Annotated in this window: 18 protein-coding genes; 11 read left to right on the forward strand and 7 right to left on the reverse strand. The window is 61.9% G+C overall.

From position 1 onward, the window contains the following. Positions 1–6: 6 nt before the first annotated feature. Positions 7–309, reverse strand: a complete 303-nt coding sequence (locus K6118_RS04755; RefSeq protein WP_247119073.1) for a hypothetical protein — start codon at positions 307–309, stop codon at positions 7–9. Between the two features lie 165 nt (positions 310–474). On the opposite strand from K6118_RS04755, the gene hemH reads away from it, so the two are divergent. Beyond that, a complete protein-coding gene (gene hemH, locus K6118_RS04760) occupies positions 475–1,485 on the forward strand; it encodes a ferrochelatase (RefSeq protein ID WP_247119074.1) in 1,011 nt (336 codons plus the stop codon). Positions 1,486–1,498: 13 nt separating this feature from the next. Here hemH and K6118_RS04765 read toward each other — a convergent pair whose 3' ends face one another. Next, positions 1,499–1,978: a copper chaperone PCu(A)C gene (locus tag K6118_RS04765; protein WP_247119075.1), complete on the reverse strand. Its 480-nt coding sequence runs from the start codon at positions 1,976–1,978 to the stop codon at positions 1,499–1,501. 290 nt (positions 1,979–2,268) lie between these two features. Between K6118_RS04765 and K6118_RS04770 the strand changes: the two genes are divergently transcribed. Continuing rightward, positions 2,269–3,384: a sugar-transfer associated ATP-grasp domain-containing protein gene (locus tag K6118_RS04770; RefSeq protein ID WP_247119076.1), complete on the forward strand. Its 1,116-nt coding sequence runs from the start codon at positions 2,269–2,271 to the stop codon at positions 3,382–3,384. A gap of 41 nt (positions 3,385–3,425) precedes the next feature. Further along, a complete protein-coding gene (locus tag K6118_RS04775; protein ID WP_425531541.1) occupies positions 3,426–4,616 on the forward strand; it encodes a DegT/DnrJ/EryC1/StrS family aminotransferase in 1,191 nt (396 codons plus the stop codon). A 23-nt stretch (positions 4,617–4,639) separates the two neighbouring features. Here K6118_RS04775 and pip read toward each other — a convergent pair whose 3' ends face one another. Continuing rightward, complete coding sequence (pip, locus tag K6118_RS04780; protein WP_425531536.1) at positions 4,640–5,623, reverse strand: prolyl aminopeptidase; 984 nt, start codon at positions 5,621–5,623, stop codon at positions 4,640–4,642. A 235-nt stretch (positions 5,624–5,858) separates the two neighbouring features. On the opposite strand from pip, the gene K6118_RS04785 reads away from it, so the two are divergent. The 4 genes from K6118_RS04785 to K6118_RS04800 are packed head-to-tail and all read left to right on the forward strand — an operon-like array spanning position 5,859 to position 9,437. Next, the gene (locus tag K6118_RS04785) at positions 5,859–6,998 is read left to right on the forward strand and encodes an MlaE family lipid ABC transporter permease subunit (protein WP_247119079.1); all 1,140 of its coding nucleotides are present in this window, start codon (positions 5,859–5,861) and stop codon (positions 6,996–6,998) included. Continuing rightward, positions 6,995–7,807, forward strand: a complete 813-nt coding sequence (locus K6118_RS04790) for an ABC transporter ATP-binding protein (protein ID WP_425531537.1) — start codon at positions 6,995–6,997, stop codon at positions 7,805–7,807. The genes K6118_RS04785 and K6118_RS04790 overlap by 4 nt, the downstream gene beginning before the upstream one ends. Before the next feature lie 5 nt (positions 7,808–7,812). After that, a complete protein-coding gene (locus tag K6118_RS04795) occupies positions 7,813–8,787 on the forward strand; it encodes an MlaD family protein (protein WP_247119081.1) in 975 nt (324 codons plus the stop codon). Then, a complete protein-coding gene (locus K6118_RS04800; RefSeq protein WP_247119082.1) occupies positions 8,784–9,437 on the forward strand; it encodes an ABC-type transport auxiliary lipoprotein family protein in 654 nt (217 codons plus the stop codon). The genes K6118_RS04795 and K6118_RS04800 overlap by 4 nt, the downstream gene beginning before the upstream one ends. Here the strand turns inward: K6118_RS04800 and K6118_RS04805 are convergent. From K6118_RS04805 to K6118_RS04815, 3 genes are all read right to left on the reverse strand, one after another. Further along, positions 9,413–10,600 (reverse strand): MFS transporter, encoded by a 1,188-nt coding sequence (locus tag K6118_RS04805; RefSeq protein WP_247119083.1) that lies wholly within the window; start codon positions 10,598–10,600, stop codon positions 9,413–9,415. The genes K6118_RS04800 and K6118_RS04805 overlap by 25 nt on opposite strands. Positions 10,601–10,746: 146 nt before the next feature. After that, the gene (locus K6118_RS04810; protein ID WP_247119084.1) at positions 10,747–11,091 is read right to left on the reverse strand and encodes an antibiotic biosynthesis monooxygenase family protein; all 345 of its coding nucleotides are present in this window, start codon (positions 11,089–11,091) and stop codon (positions 10,747–10,749) included. Further along, on the reverse strand, positions 11,088–11,411 hold the full coding sequence (locus K6118_RS04815) for an NIPSNAP family protein (RefSeq protein WP_343269910.1): 324 nt from the start codon (positions 11,409–11,411) through the stop codon (positions 11,088–11,090). Before K6118_RS04815 ends, K6118_RS04810 begins: the two co-directional genes overlap by 4 nt. Positions 11,412–11,491: 80 nt before the next feature. On the opposite strand from K6118_RS04815, the gene K6118_RS04820 reads away from it, so the two are divergent. After that, complete coding sequence (locus K6118_RS04820) at positions 11,492–12,193, forward strand: ArsR/SmtB family transcription factor (protein WP_247119086.1); 702 nt, start codon at positions 11,492–11,494, stop codon at positions 12,191–12,193. Here K6118_RS04820 and phaR read toward each other — a convergent pair. Next, positions 12,190–12,780: a polyhydroxyalkanoate synthesis repressor PhaR gene (phaR, locus tag K6118_RS04825; protein ID WP_247119087.1), complete on the reverse strand. Its 591-nt coding sequence runs from the start codon at positions 12,778–12,780 to the stop codon at positions 12,190–12,192. The two genes, K6118_RS04820 and phaR, sit on opposite strands and share 4 nt — an antisense overlap. A 159-nt stretch (positions 12,781–12,939) precedes the next feature. Between phaR and K6118_RS04830 the strand changes: the two genes are divergently transcribed. From K6118_RS04830 to K6118_RS04840, 3 genes are read left to right on the forward strand one after another with little or no spacing between them, the layout of a single operon-like run. Continuing rightward, entirely contained in the window at positions 12,940–13,098 is a 159-nt protein-coding gene (locus K6118_RS04830; RefSeq protein WP_247119088.1) for a hypothetical protein, read from the forward strand. Beyond that, the gene (locus K6118_RS04835) at positions 13,091–14,332 is read left to right on the forward strand and encodes an alpha/beta fold hydrolase (RefSeq protein ID WP_247119089.1); all 1,242 of its coding nucleotides are present in this window, start codon (positions 13,091–13,093) and stop codon (positions 14,330–14,332) included. Before K6118_RS04830 ends, K6118_RS04835 begins: the two co-directional genes overlap by 8 nt. After that, complete coding sequence (locus tag K6118_RS04840; RefSeq protein ID WP_247119090.1) at positions 14,333–15,055, forward strand: class I SAM-dependent methyltransferase; 723 nt, start codon at positions 14,333–14,335, stop codon at positions 15,053–15,055. It abuts the gene before it with no gap. Positions 15,056–15,155: the final 100 nt, after the last annotated feature.

Genomic DNA, 15,155 nt, shown 5'->3' on the forward strand with positions numbered 1-15,155 from the left:
AGCCCTTTAACGGGGCAGATAGGGATAGGGCTGTGCACGCCGTGCCGTGCGTTTCGGCTTCGCCTCGGCTGCTTTCTCCCGGTGGTGGGCTTCGACGATTTCCTTGAGGCGGCCTTCCAGCTCATCGGTACAGCGGCGTTCCGCCAGCGGGCACAGGCCGCAGTTGTCATCGCTGCACCAGCCATGTGTGCTGCCCTGGATACGATACAAGGCACCGAGGAGGGACATCTGCCGGTTGTCGAGCGCCTTCTCAATCGCCTGATCAAGCTCGCCCTGTAACCGCTGACTGTCATCAATATTGTTTATCACACATGTGCTCTTGTTAGTTGCATATAAGCAACCTTAACATGGTTTTGATCCAATAGCCAAATATCGTCGTATCAGGGGTTCGGCATCTCGGGAATTTCACTCCTGCGCGAATGATGCTATCAGCAGGACCAAGCGCCAATGCCAAGCGCCAAAGATGGAGATACCATGACTGACACCCATCCGCCCGTGAATCATGGCAAGACCGGTGTGCTGCTTCTCAGCCTCGGGACGCCCGACGCGCCCACCTATGGCGCGCTCAGGCGCTATCTGGCTGAGTTCCTGTCAGACCCGCGGGTGATTGAGGTGCCGCGGCCCTTGTGGCTGCCCATTCTGTATGGCCCCATCCTCACGTTCCGGCCCGGCAAGGCGGCGAAGGCCTATGCCAAAATCTGGGACCGGGAGCGGAACGAATCGCCGCTTCGGGGCTATGCGCGCGCGCAGGCTGAGAAGCTTCAGGGGATTCTGGGCGGGGATGTGAAGGTCGATTGGGCCTTCCGTTACGGCACGCCGTCGGTTGAGGAGCGGCTCACACGGATGAAGGAAGACGGCTGCGACCGTATCCTCCTGTTCGCGCTTTACCCGCAATATAGCGCCTCGACGACCGCGAGCGCGCATGACAAGGCGTTCGAGGTGCTGACGCACATGCGCTGGCAGCCTGCCATTCGCACGGTACCGCCTTACTATGACAAGGCAGTCTATGCCGATACGCTGGCGGCGTCGGTGAAAGCCTCGCTCGCCACGCTCGATTGGCAGCCGGAGAAAATCCTCGCCTCCTACCATTCGATCCCGAAAGCCTATTGGGACAAGGGCGACCCGTACCCGTGCCAGTGCATGGCCACGAGCCGGATGCTCAAGGAACGGCTCGGCCTCGATGACGAAAGCTTCGTCACCTGCTTCCAGTCCCGCGTCGGGCCCGCCGAATGGGTCGGCCCCTATAGCGACAAGATGGTGGAACAGCTCGCCCGTGATGGTGTGAAGAAGATCGCCATCCTCGCGCCTGCTTTCAGTGCCGACTGCGTGGAAACGCTGGAGGAAGTGGATATGGGATTGCGGGAAACCTTCATGGAACATGGCGGCACCCACTTCCATTATATCCCGTGCCTCAATGATACGGACGCGGGCATGGATATGCTGGCCTCCGTCGTCAGGACGGAACTCTCAGGCTGGGGTGGCTAAGGCCCGTTGTGGCTTATTTCTTCGGCCCCGCGATCCCGGTGACCTCGACATAAATCTGCACGTCGCCCGCATGGGTGAAATGCAGCGTCATCGGGAAAACGTCGCCTTCCTTGAGCGGCTTGGTCAGGTGCATCATCATGATGTGGTAGCCGCCAGGGCTGAAGGTCAGCGTTTCGCCCGGGGCGATCGGCAGGTTGGGCACATGGTCCATATGCATGATGCCGTCTTTTTCATATGAGCGGTGAACCTGCGCCATTTTGGCAAGTGGGGTCGAAACATCGGTTACCGTGTCGGCGATCTCGGTCCCGTTATGGATGCTGAGGTAAACCGCGGCTGACATGGTGCGGTTGCCGGTCTGGCGCGCCCATGGCTGGCCGATGGTGATGCTGTGCGTGGCGCCGGGCCCTGCGTGCGCTTCGGCGGAGGATACCTGCGGCGCCAGAAGGCCGAGGCTCATGAAGCCGATCAGGAACAGTTTCGTCAGGCGCAGCATACAACTCTCCTATCGAGGGATCTATCCATGGACCCTTTTTCCTTAGCAGGGGCAAAGGTCGCTGCCAAATGGTGATTTGTCGCAGGAGGGGCGGGCCTCACCGCTAATTTCGATACAATTTTAGCATTAAGGCCCCGTTTACCGTTCCTCTGCCTAAAATGCCCTATCAGGCAACGACTTCGGACAACAACCGCAGCGAACCGGCTTCTCGAAATAGGCTGGCGTGCGGTTTGTAGCCCGGACACCTGCCCCCAAGGCACCAGTTCCAAGGGGCGGGAAAGGAGATAAGAATGTCCACAACGGACGCTGTTTCACGGGATCAGGCCCTCTATAGCAAGAAGAAACCGGGCGACCTGGAATTTCTGCAATATGCCGCCAAACAAAGCGGTCGCGGCCTCATGTCGCTGATCATGGAATGGCGCAAGCTCAACCGCGGGCGCGGCAAGCTGCCGCTGTCGGAATATGTCGGCTACCGGGTCTATGACCCTGAACTTTCCGATGAGGCGCGCGGGCGCTTCATCTCCAACCTTCTGCATTGGCCGATCACCCATATCTGCTGTGACATGACCTGGCAGGCCGCGACCGAAGACAAATGGCTTTGCTACCACACGCTCAAGGACTCGCCCGTCCGGGTACCGGAAACGCTGGCGGTGTTTGACCGCACGGGCCGGGCCTATCCTGGCACGCGCAAGCTTTCGGGCGCGGCGGATTTCAAGGATTTCCTGGCCGCGAACGGCGACAAGCCGGTCTTCTGCAAGGAAAACCGCGGTATCGCCAGCTTCGGCGCCTTCTCCATTCTGGGCACGGACGGGGACCGGGTGAACATCAGCGGTGAAGGCTGGATGGATTTTGACAGCTTCGTCGGGGACTTCATCGGGGACAAGGCCTACCTCCTCCAGTCGGTGGAGACGAACCATGGCTTCTTCGGCCAATTCACCGCGAACCTGGCGACGGTCCGGCTGTGTATCCTCGCACGCGAGGACGGCATTCATGTGCCGTTCGCGGTCCTCAAGCTGCCGACGGATGACAATGTCGCCGATTCCTTCTGGCGTTCGGGCAATATGGCCTGCGCGCTCGACCCCGCCACTGGGGAAATCCTGAAGGCGCGGACCCGCCAGCCGTTCGGCACCGACGACCATACGGTCTATCCGGGCAAGGACGTGGCGCTGATCGGTCAGACCCTGCCGCACTGGCAGGAGGTTCTGACGCTGGCGGAAAACTGTTCCGCCGTGTTCGCGCCGCTCAGGTACCAGTCAATGGATATCGCCATCACGGACGACGGGCCGGTTCTTATCGAAATCAACACGGGTGGCGGCTTCGACCTGCCGCAGTTCGCAACCGGGCAGGGCTTCCTGACCGACGATGTTTGCGATTTCTTCAGGCAATGCGGGTATCAAAAGCTATGAACATGGAAACCAAAGCACCAAAAGCCCAGATGGATGGGCAGATGGGTGACCAGGCGGCGCCCGCGAAGCACCAGATGACCGAACCGCTCCCGGCTGCGGCGCGGGCGGATGTGGACGCGCTTTTCGAAAGTGGTGAGCTGTTCCGCTACGGCGTGGAAGGCGACTCCCCGGTCACGCGGCTCGAACGCACGTTCGCCGAAGCCGTCGGCGCGCCGTTTGCGCTTGCGGTCAACAGCTGCTCATCGGCGCTGTTCCTCAGCCTGAAGGCCTTGGGGTTGGAGCCCGGGGCGCGGGTGATCATCCCGGCCTTTACCTTCGCCGCCGTGCCCTCCGCCGTTATCCATGCGGACTGCGTGCCGGTGCTTGTGGAAACCGGCCCGGACCTCCGGCTCGATCTTGACGATTTCACCCGCAAGTTCGATGACAGTATCGACGCGGTGCTGATCAGCCATATGCGCGGCCATATCTCGGACATGGACGCCATCAAGGCGGCGTGCGATGCCCGTGGCGTGCCGCTCATCGAAGACGCCGCCCATGCGCTCGGCGCCACCTGGCGTGGCCGGCAAAGCGGGCTCGTGGGCCGGGTCGGCTGCTTCTCCTTCCAGTCCCACAAGCTTCTGAACGCCGGGGAAGGCGGGATTTTGGTGACCGCCGATGAGGACATCATCGCGCAAACTATCCTGCTGTCGGGCGCCTATGAACATAACTGGACCAAGCATCCGGTGGTCAGCGACCGTTTCGCTTACTGGCAGAACCGCCTGCCGCATTACAATATGCGCATGAACAATCTGTCGGCCGCGGTGGTGCTGCCGCAGGTCGCGGAAATTCCGCGCCGGGTGGCGGAAGGGCGGGCCCGGTATGGCCAGGTCGCGGCGATCCTTTCCCGCGCGCCCTGGTTCGATGTCCCGCGCGCGCTCCCGCACGAACATCGCGCGCCGGATTCGATCCAGTTCGGGCTTGTGGGGTTCGAGCACGATGATCAGGTGCGGGACTTTATCGCCCGCGCCGCTGCGCGCGGCGTCAAGCTCGACGTCTTCGGCCTGTCGGCGGACAATGCCCGCGCCTTCTGGAACTGGAAATTCCTGCCTGAACAGGCGGAGCTTCCGAAAACGCGCGCGCTTCTGATGCGCTCCTGCGACCTGCGCCTGCCGCCCCGGATGAACGCGGAGGAGCTGGACGTCCTCGGTGATGTGATTGTCGCGGCGGCGGCCGAGGTGATGGCGGGGCGCTAAGGCCCCGTTTTCAGCGCTGGGGCTCAGGCGGCGTCGGTCGCGCAGATCAGCTCATGCTGGATCGCCGGTTCGAACGCCGAATGACCCGCTACCGGCACGATCTTCAGCTTTGCCCACGGCATTTCGCAGGCAAGCTCCCACGCTGAAACCGGTGGGCAGATAGCGTCGTACCGGCCCTGGATGATCGTGGTCGGTATGCCGTCTAACTTCTTGGCGTCCCTCAGGATCTGGTCATCCGATTCCAGGAAGCCCTTGTTGATGAAATAGTGTGCCTCGATACGGGCGAACGCCAGCGCGAACACCGGGTCGACCGAATGGGCCCGCTGTTCCTCGTCCGGCACCAGCGTCACGGTTGATCCTTCCCACAGGCTCCATTCCTTGGCGAAGGCCAGCCGGTCGCGCTCATGCGCAGGGTCAGTCAGCCGCTTGTAGTAAGCGCCGATCAAATCGTCCTGTTCTTCATGCGGTACCATGCCCGCGAACCTGTCCCACGCTTCCGGGAATACCGAGCGTGTCCCGCCCTGGTAAAACCAGTTAAGCTCTTGTTGGCGCATGAGGAAAATACCGCGCAGGATCAGGCTGTGGACCCGTTCCGGGTATTTTTCAGCGTACAGAAGCGACAGGGTGCTGCCCCAGGAGCCGCCGAAAAGCTGCCATTTGTCGATGTCCAGATGGCGGCGAATCGCCTCCATATCCTCGATAAGGTCCGCGCTGGTATTATTCTCCAGGCTGGCATGGGGCCTGCTGCGGCCGCAGCCGCGCTGGTCGAAAAGGATGATGCGGTATTTATCCGGGTTGAAGAAACGCCGCTGGATCGGGCTGGTGCCCCCACCCGGGCCGCCATGGACGAACACGGCGGGAAGCCCGTCCGGGTTGCCTGACTGTTCGATATATATTTCGTGCCCGCCTGAAACCGGCAGCCGTTCGCTCGAATAGGGTTCGACCGAAGGATAAAGCGTGCGGAAAGTGGTTGAGGCGTCTGCGCGCAAGGTCCCGTCCTTTGTCATTGTTCTGTGCGCGCAGGATAATGGCTCCATGGCGTGAACACAACTGAACTGTGGCCCAGTGGGGCGGCGATCCCCCGCCGCGAACCAGCCTGGCCGGACGTGCGTTCTTATCATTGGGGGTTGTGCCGCGCGGCAATTTCGGCAAGGGTTAATGCTAATCCTTTCAGCGGGTTGCGCCTGGGACAAGGCCCATGCTTGCTGAAAGTCGAACCGGTAGACAGAAGGTGGAAAACGGGTGCCCGAAATATTGTTCGAAAGCGCTCATATAGCGGTGGAACGTGGTGCCCCGGCCGCGATGGTCCGTCTTGTCGGCGACTGGACGATCGATCATGCCGTTGCCATCGACTGCGACATGGCGGCCACCGTTGCCGCCTGCGAGGAAGGCGCCGTGCTCGACTGTTCTGAAATCGGCGCGCTCGACACCACCGGCGCCGTCCTCATCCGCCGCTATGCGGAGGAGATCGAAAAAGCCGGGCACGCGGTGCTGACCGGCGTTCAGGGCGCCCATAAAACCTTGCTGGAAGTCATCAGCTCTGCGCCGCCTGAAGTGTCGACCGAACCCGAGCACATGACCTGGTACCTGGTGCCGCTCATGCAGGCGGGGGCCGCGACGATGGATTCCATCAGCTCGCTCGGGCGGCTGCTCAGTTTCCTCGGGCTTGTGCTTATCCGGCTTATCGGCTCGCTTCTGAACCCCGGGCGCCTTAGGCTTATCCCTATTCTGCACCAGATGGATGTGGTGGGCTTGCGGGCCATGGGTATTGTCGGGCTCATTTCCTTCCTGATCGGCGCGGTGATGGTGAACCAGGGCGCGATCCAGCTGGCCAAGTTCGGTGCCGATATTTTCGTGATCGACATGCTCGGCATTGCGCACCTCAGGGAGTTGGGCATCTTGCTTACGGCCATCATCATCGCGGGCCGGTCCGGCAGTGCCTTCACCGCCCAGATCGGGTCGATGAAGCTGCACGAAGAAGTCGATGCCATGATGACCCTGGGTATGAACCCCATCGACGTTCTGGTGCTGCCGCGGCTGATCGCGCTGGTCATTTGCCTGCCGCTCCTGACCTTCTATGCCGATCTCATCGGCATTATCGGCGGTGCCTTGATGGCGTGGGTGCAGCTCGATATCACGCCCGCCAACTTCTTCGTCTATTTCCGCGATGTCATTTCCATCGACCATTATTGGGTCGGTATCATCAAGGCGCCTTTCTTTGCCGCGGTTATCGCCACCTGCGGCTGCTACCAGGGCCTGCAGGTGGAAGGCAGCGCTGACGCACTCGGCTCCCGCACGACCAAAAGCGTGGTGCAGGCCATCTTCCTGGTGATCGCGCTTGATGCGCTCTTCTCCGTCTTCTTCACGGCGATCGACCTATGAGCACGCCCATGGATACAGCCCCGGATACGGCGAAAACGGAAGACGCGGCACCGATCATCAGTGTGCGCGGGCTCAAAACCGCGTTCGGTGACCATGTGGTGCACGACGGGTTGGACCTTGACGTCCGCCCTGGGGAGATCCTCGGCGTCGTCGGCGGGTCGGGCACCGGTAAGTCGGTGCTCCTCAAAGCCATCATCGGGCTTCTCAGACCGGTCGAGGGCGAGATCGAGATCAACGGCAAGAACCAGTCGCTCCTGACCGGTGAGGAAGCCCGTGCGGCCCGCCGCGAATGGGGCGTGCTGTTCCAGGATGGTGCGCTCTTTACCTCGCTGACCGTGGCCCAGAATATCCAGGTGCCCTTGCGCGAACATTTCCACATGACCCAGGACCTGATGGACGACCTGGCGCTTTCAAAGCTCAGCATGGCCGGGCTTGAACTGGAAGCTGCGTGCAAGTTCCCGGCGGACCTTTCGGGCGGGATGCGCAAACGCGCCGCGCTCGCCCGCTCGCTCTCGCTCGACCCCAGTGTGCTGTTCCTCGATGAACCGACCGCGGGGCTTGACCCGATCGGCGCCGCCGCATTCGATAAACTGGTCAGGGAGCTCAGCCGCTCGCTTGGGCTGACGGTCTTTCTGGTGACACACGACCTCGACACGCTGGTGACAGTGTGCGACCGTGTTGCCGTGCTCGGTGACGGCAAGATACTTGTTTGCGCGCCGCTTAAAGACGTGGTGGACTATGACCACCCGTGGGTGCAGGAATATTTCAAAGGCCCGCGGGCACGCGGTGCAGGCATAATTAGGGACTGAACGGCATGGAAACACGCGCATCATACATCATGGTCGGCGGCTTTGTGCTTACGTTCCTCGCAGGCCTTATCGCCTTCGCGGTCTGGATCGCCAAGGTCGATCTGGACGCCGAATACACCGACTATGACATCTATTTCCACGGCACGGTTTCGGGGCTTTATAAGCGCAGCGTCGTCTATTATCTCGGTATTCCGGTGGGCGATGTGCGGGATATCGGCCTCGCGCCCAATGACCCGCAAAAGGTGCGCGTGCAGGTGCGCCTGCGCTCAGAAGTGCCGGTGACCGAAGGCGCAAAGGCGCGGCTTGATTTCCAGGGCCTGACCGGTGTCGCTTATATCGAAATCAACGGCGGCCCGCCGGGCGGTCAGCCGATCAAGCCAGTGGGGGACCAGGAACGCGCGGTTATTCCGTCCGAACTGTCGCCGATCATGGAGGTCTTCACAAACGCGCCGAACCTCGTCAATGAGGCGATCGAGGCGGTGGTGCAGATCCAGAAACTGCTGGACGACAAGAACCTCTCCCACGTCGGCCATATCCTGAAGAATACCGATAAGCTGAGCGCCAACCTCGCCAACGGTACAGAGGACCTGGACAAGCTGGTCGCCGACACCCGGACGCTGATCAACAAGGCCAGCACCACGGCCGACAAGCTGAGCAAGCTGGCGGATAGCGGCAACGCGCTGATCGATGACGACGGCAAGCAGATGGTGGCAGAAGCGGTCAAGACGCTGCAAAGCGCCCAGCAGGCCATCGGGCGGATCGATGCGCTTGTCGCCGCCAACAGCGACAATGTCACCGATTTTATCGGCTCCAGCCTGCCGGAAATTACGCGGATGATTATCGACTTGCGCGCAACGGCGCGGAACCTGTCCCGCCTGTCGAAGCGGATCGAACAGAACCCGGGGGCTGCCATCTTCGGCACGCCTCAGCCCCAGTATGATTTGAAGACCCGTTCCGAGAAGAAGGAGAAAGGCAAATGATGCCGATTTTTTCGAAACCCGGCCGGGCCATCGGGCTGACAGTTGCCGCCGCGATGCTGCTGGGGGGCTGTGGTCCCTTGATCTCCTTCGGGAGCAATGGCCCCGCAGCCGATGTCTATACGCTCAATTACGATGGGGCGTTCGGGCCGGAACTCAAGGAAGGGCCGCTCCTCTATTTCGATGAACCCCACGTGGCCGAAGGTCTCTCCGGCCAGAAGATCGCTGTGCGGCTCGGGGCCCACAAACGCTCCACGCTTGCGAACGCGCGCTGGGTGACGGGGCTGACCACGCTGGTCCGGGACTATCTGACCCGCTCGCTCTCCGATGAGGCAAAGACGCGGGCGATCGGAGAAGGCAGCCTCGATGTCAAGGTGGACTGCCGCCTGGGCATGAAGGTCTGGAGCTTCGATTTCGTGCCGGGTCAGAAAGGCGAGGACGATGCTGTCGATGTCACCATCGAACTGTCGCTCATCCGGCTGCGGGACGGGCATTTCATCGGCCAGCACACCTTCGTGCAGACACCGTCTGTCAAAGGGCCCAGCGATGACGATGTGATGGATGCCTTCAATGTGGCGATGCGCGCCAACAGCCGTGACATGGCCAAATGGCTGTCGGCCCTCAAGGATCAGTGCGCGGCACCGGCTGGCTGAGGCCGGCTTTTACGGGCTTCCAGCACGCTCCAGACCAGCACGCAAATTCCCCCTGCGCAGACCATGACGAAGGGTCGCTCCGGCGTGGCCGCGGCGAACAACAGCCCGGCGCAGATAGGGCCGATCACCCGGCCGAGGGCTGACAAGCCGTTCGACAGGCCAAGCGCCGTACCCTGCAGCCGCCGGTCGGTCTTCTTGGACAAAAGACTGTTGAGCGCGGGGAAGGACAGGGAAAGGCCGGTCAGGATCATCGGAAAGGCGATCAGCGCGGTCAGGACCGTGCCGGGTGCCAGGAGCAGGATCAGGCAACCAGCCACATGCACCGCAGCCCCACAGGCGAGCGCGCGGGCTTCGCCGATCCGCTGGAACAAGGGGCCGATCAGCAGCCACTGGATCACCACGATCAGCGCGCCAACCCCGGCATAGAGAAAACCGACGTCGCTTTCGCTCCAGCCCAACACCGCCTGGGTCCAGAAGGGGGTGATGGAGAAGCCGGTGCTTTGCGTGATCGCCGTCACCACGAATATGGAAAAGAGCGTGATCCGCCCGGGGGCCTTCAGCACGCTCGACCAATGTGGGGCTTCGGCCTCCGGCTCATCGGCCGTGTCTCCCGTGGGTTTGGGATTTGTTTCGGGGACGAAATAATAAGCGAGGGACGTGGCGAGGAACGACAGCGCGGCCGCGGCCAGGCCGGGCAGCAGGATATTGACCTCATCGCCGACACCACCAAGCAGGCCGCCGACGAAGGGGCCGAAGGCGAAGCCAAGCCCGAACATGGCACCGATCCGGCCCATGGTCTTGCCCCGGTTCTGTTCGTCGCTGAGGTCGGCGGCGATCGCCATCACGATGCCGATGTTCCCGGCCATCAGCCCGGACAGGGCACGGGCGACAAACAGCGTGGCCAGACTGTCCGCCAGCGCCAGCGCGATATAGGAAAGCATGGAGCCAAGGAGGGCGGCGATGAGGGCGGGCCGCCTGCCGAACCGGTCGGACAAGCGTCCCCACACGGGCCCGGCGGCAAAGGCCGCGAAAGAATAGACCGACATCAGCACCGTGCCGTCGAACGCATCCCCGCCATACTTGAGCGTCAGGAACGGCAGGATCGGGATGATCAGGCCGAACCCGAGCAGGTCGATGAAGATGGTCAACAGGATGACAGGCATGGCGGTTCCGGAAAATTACTGAGCGCAACACCTAGCACAGTGCGGCAGTCATCCCTAGAGCAACACATTGTGATCGGGCTGCTTGAGCCGATGGATTGTCATCTGGTGCGGCCCTGAAGCGACAGCAGGCCCAGGGCCGCGTAGCTTCAGGGGTGGGCGTCTTTGCTGTCTTCCGGGGCGCCGGCCCGGTCATGCATGCCATAGTCTCGGATAATGGAAGCAATCCTCAGCCGGTAGTCCGTGAAAATACCCAGTCGCCCGGCAGCCTGGGCCTGTCTGTGCTCGGCGATGTTGCGCCATGCCTGCACGGCCGCTTCATTCTCGAAAAATGACAGAGAGAGTAGCTTGGAGGGAGTGCTCAGGCTCTGGAACCGTTCGACCGACAGGAAACCGTCCAGGGTGTCTAGCTGTGCCTTAAGCTCGGCGGCAATCCTGAGATAATCCTCCTTGCGGCCCTGTGCGAGCTCGACTGCGAATAGGACAGCAATCATCGCGGCGTTCCATGAGGGGCTGATACCAGCTTCAGGAAGGTTCTGTCCTCGCGCAGCAGGAACTTTTCCCTGAGCGCAAACTCATAGTTTTCGCGGCCGAGCGGGTCCTCGGCAAGGCGGGCGCGGTAAGCTTCATAGGCGGCGAGACTTTCGACATTATAGATGCCATAAGCAAGGGTGCTGGAGCCCTCATGGGGCGCGAAATAGCCGATAAGGTCCGCGCCGCAGCGGGGAATCGCCTCCCCCCAGTTGCGGGCATATTGATTGAAGTCATCCTTCTTCGTCGGGTCGATGTGATAGCGAATAACGCAGGTGAGCATGGTAAGTGTCTCCGATAGTTGATTGATCATGCTCACTCTACCGGTTTGATTGTTTCAAATGCTTCGATTAAGGTCGAACTATGAAAGAAGGACCAGATATTGCCTATATCGCCGCGCTGATTGGTGACCCGGCGCGTGCGAACATGCTGACCGCCCTCATGAACGGCAAGGCGCTAACAGCGACAGAGCTTGCGGCCGAAGCGGGCGTTACTCTGCAGACGGCCAGCTCTCATCTGGCCAAGTTGCAGGACGGAGGGCTTCTCCGCCTGCGCCGTCAGGGGCGACACAAATATTTCTCCCTGGCGGACAGTGGCGTGGCCGCCGTGCTGGAGAGTCTGATGGGGCTAGCTGCCGGTGCCGGGCATCTGAGAACGCGAACCGGCCCGAAAGACCTGGCGCTCCGGACCGCGCGGGTTTGTTACAACCATCTTGCTGGCGATATGGGTGTGCAGGTTTTCGAAAGCCTCATGGACCGGAAATATCTGGAATTTCGGGGTGATGAGCTTTGTCTCTCCCCGGCAGGAGCAGCGTTTGTTGCCGACTTTGGGGTCGACCTGGATGGTTTGGCCAGAATCCGTTCGCCCTTGTGTCGCGAATGTTTGGACTGGAGCGCGCGGCGGTCTCATTTGGCGGGGAAACTTGGACGCGCGCTACTCAGCCGGTTTGCGGGGCTTGGTTGGGCACGGGTAGACAAGAAAACCAGGATCGTCCATTTTTCGCCCGAAGGGGAAAAGGGGTTCAGAGCCATGTTTCCTGTTCCCCGGACTGCTCCTATAGACTAGCGCGACAGCGCGTCCACCTTGTCCTTGAGGGCGGCTAGCTGGGCTTTGAGCTCGTCGATCTCCTGCTCTTTGGCAGTGTCGTCGGTGGTGGCCGTCTTGCTTTCAGGGGCCGGTTCTTCCGGCCGTTTTCCCATGGCGAACAGCTGCATCGATTGTTCGAAAAGCGCCAGGTTCTGGCGGGCGATTTCCTCGAAAAGCGGCATGAAATTGCCGGTGTCCGAGCCTTCCTCGAGTGCGGCGCGCAGGTCGGCCTGATTGCGGGTCAAAACTTCCATGGCGCTTTGCAGATAGCCCGGCACCATCGCCTGCAGGCCGTCACCATAAAAGCTGATCAGCTGGCGCAGGAAGGAAAGCGGCAGCATGTTGCTTTCCTTGGTTTCCTTCTCGAAGATGATCTGCGTCAGCACGGCGTGGGTCAGGTCTTCACCGGTCTTGGCATCGCGGACGACAAAGTCCTCGCCGTCCTTGATCATGGTGGCAAGGTGATCGAGCGTGACATAGCCTGACGTCTCGGTATTATAGAGACGCCTGTTGGCGTATTTCTTGATGACGATCGGCTCGCCGGGTTCACGTTTTTTGCGCGCCATGGTCCGTCCCTTTTTGGCCCGCTTACGGGCTTATTGGTGGCAGATTGTGCTGGTGCGAGAGAAACGCCATACAGCTCAAAACCTATGAATTGCAGGTGATTAAATGGTATTTGATGCGCTGCCGCAAGGAAAATTGTGCGTTTGCACAGTGAGGTGCGCATGACCGACACCGAAGACATGACAGCGTTGGCGGAACGCTTCCTGGACCTGTGGCAGGACAATGTCCGCGCCTGGGCGGCCGAGCGTGACCTGCTTACGCCGGAAGACCTGGCTGATCTTCTGAAGGATCACATTCAAACAGGGGGCGGCCATGACTGAACCGCGCCCGCATCTGAAGCCGTCGGCGATCCGGGGGCCGCGCCCGATGGCGCTGCATCTGCAAAACAGCCTGACGCTGTGGCAAACCGCGCCCGGCGGGCTGGCGCGCCTGGGCACCAAGAACGGTTTCTGGCATCCCGCGGTGGCGGCGGAAGCGGCGGCCCTCGCAGACGCGTTTGCCGGGCTCGATGACACAGCGCAGGCGGCTTTGCAGGCCGCGGTTGAGACCGGGGCCGGCGCGCGGGCACAGGCCTTTCTCCGCGGTATCAACGCCTATCTGACCCACCCTTATACCCGGCCGGAGACGCAGGCGAGTGTGGCGCTCAGGCTCGGCGGGGCCGAGCTGTTGGATTACGGCGGGGACGGTCAGCCCCTTCTGATGATCCCCAGTCTCATCAACCCCTATTATATCCTCGACCTCAAGCCCGGCCGCAGCCTGGCGGCATACCTGAAGGCGCGGGGCTTCCGGCCCTTCATCGTCAATTGGGGGGAACCCGGTGCGGCGGAGCAGGGCTTCGAGACCGGTGCTTATGTGATGGAGCGGCTGGTGCCGTTCCTCAGGCATGTGGCGGGAATTGCGGGCGCGCCGGTGCCGGTGATCGGCAACTGCATGGGCGGCACGCTGGCGCTCGCGCTCGCCGCCCGCGCAGGCGGGCACATCAGCCGCCTCGCGCTTCTGGCCACGCCGTGGGATTTCGCCGACAGCCTGCCGCACGCGGGCCGCAAATATGCGCCGATGCTGGCCGAATTCATGACCCGCCTGCCGGAGACAATGCCGCTGCCGGTCGATGCGCTTCAAAGCTTTTTCACCAGTGTCGACCCCTCGCTATCCAGCCGCAAATTCCGCCGCTTCGCCGCCATGGATAAAACCAGTGAGGCCGCCGAGTTTTTCGTCGCCATGGAAACCTGGGCCAACACGGGCGCACCGCTGGCCCGCCCGGTGGCGGAGGAATGCCTGGTCGGCTGGTACCGGAACAACAAGCCGGGGCGGATCGAATGGCAGGTGGATGGCCGCACGGTGAATCCGGCGGATATTACATGCCCGGTGTGGGTCGCGGGCCCGACCGAGGACCGGCTGGTGCCGCAAGCGAGTGCTTTTGGTATCCTCAAGCATCTGAAAAACGCCGAAAGCCATGCCCCCGGCGCGGGCCATGTGGGGATGCTGGTCGGCAGCAAGGCGGAAAGCGGGCTGTGGGCACCGCTCCATGCATGGCTTTTAAGGGAGGGCTCATGAATGCGGCCTGATGTTCTTGGTCTTTACCGGTTCTACCAAACCCCGCTTGGCCGCGGGGTGGCGGACGCCATCGGTGCGCGCCTCAGCCGCATGTGGCTGCCGGGTACCGGTCAGCAGACCATCGGCTTCGGCTTCGCGTTGCCTTATCTCGATAAGGTCAAGGAGGCGGAAGGTGACCAGGCCTCCCGCTACCTCGCTTTCATGCCGGCGCAGCAGGGTGTGTGCCACTGGCCGCAGGCGATGGGAAGCAGCACCGCGCTCGTGGAGGAATATAACCTGCCACTGGCCGATTCGTCGGTGGACCGGTTCCTCCTCATCCATGCGCTTGAACACGCCAACCGCCCGGCCAACCTGCTCAGGGAAGTCTGGCGCGTGCTGGCGCCGGGGGGCCAGGTGATCGCAGTAGTGCCGAACCGGCGCCGCACCTGGTCGGCGGTCGACGCCACGCCGTTCGGCCACGGCAGGCCCTATTCGAAAGGCCAGCTTTATGAGCTGATGGACGAACAGATGCTGCCGCCCGAAGGCTGGGACACGGCGCTGATGCTGCCGCCTTTCGGCCTGCCCGGGATGCCCCGGCTGATGCGCATGACCGAACGGACGATCCATGCGCTCGGCCGCAACCTCGGGGGCGCGCTGATCGTGTGTGCCCGCAAGCAGGTGTATGGTGCTGTACCGAAGGCGGAGAAACGCGCCCGGATCATGCCGGTACTGACCGGTTCCTGACGGCGAGCCTGCCCGGTGCGGCCATTTTTTCGTGTCCTGCGGTAAAAAGTCACCTCTGCAACCCTTGTATTATTGTTGCGTAAACACTATTGTTTTGGTT

Source organism: Kordiimonas marina (genome assembly GCF_023006325.1).
Lineage (GTDB): Bacteria > Pseudomonadota > Alphaproteobacteria > Sphingomonadales > Kordiimonadaceae > Kordiimonas > Kordiimonas marina.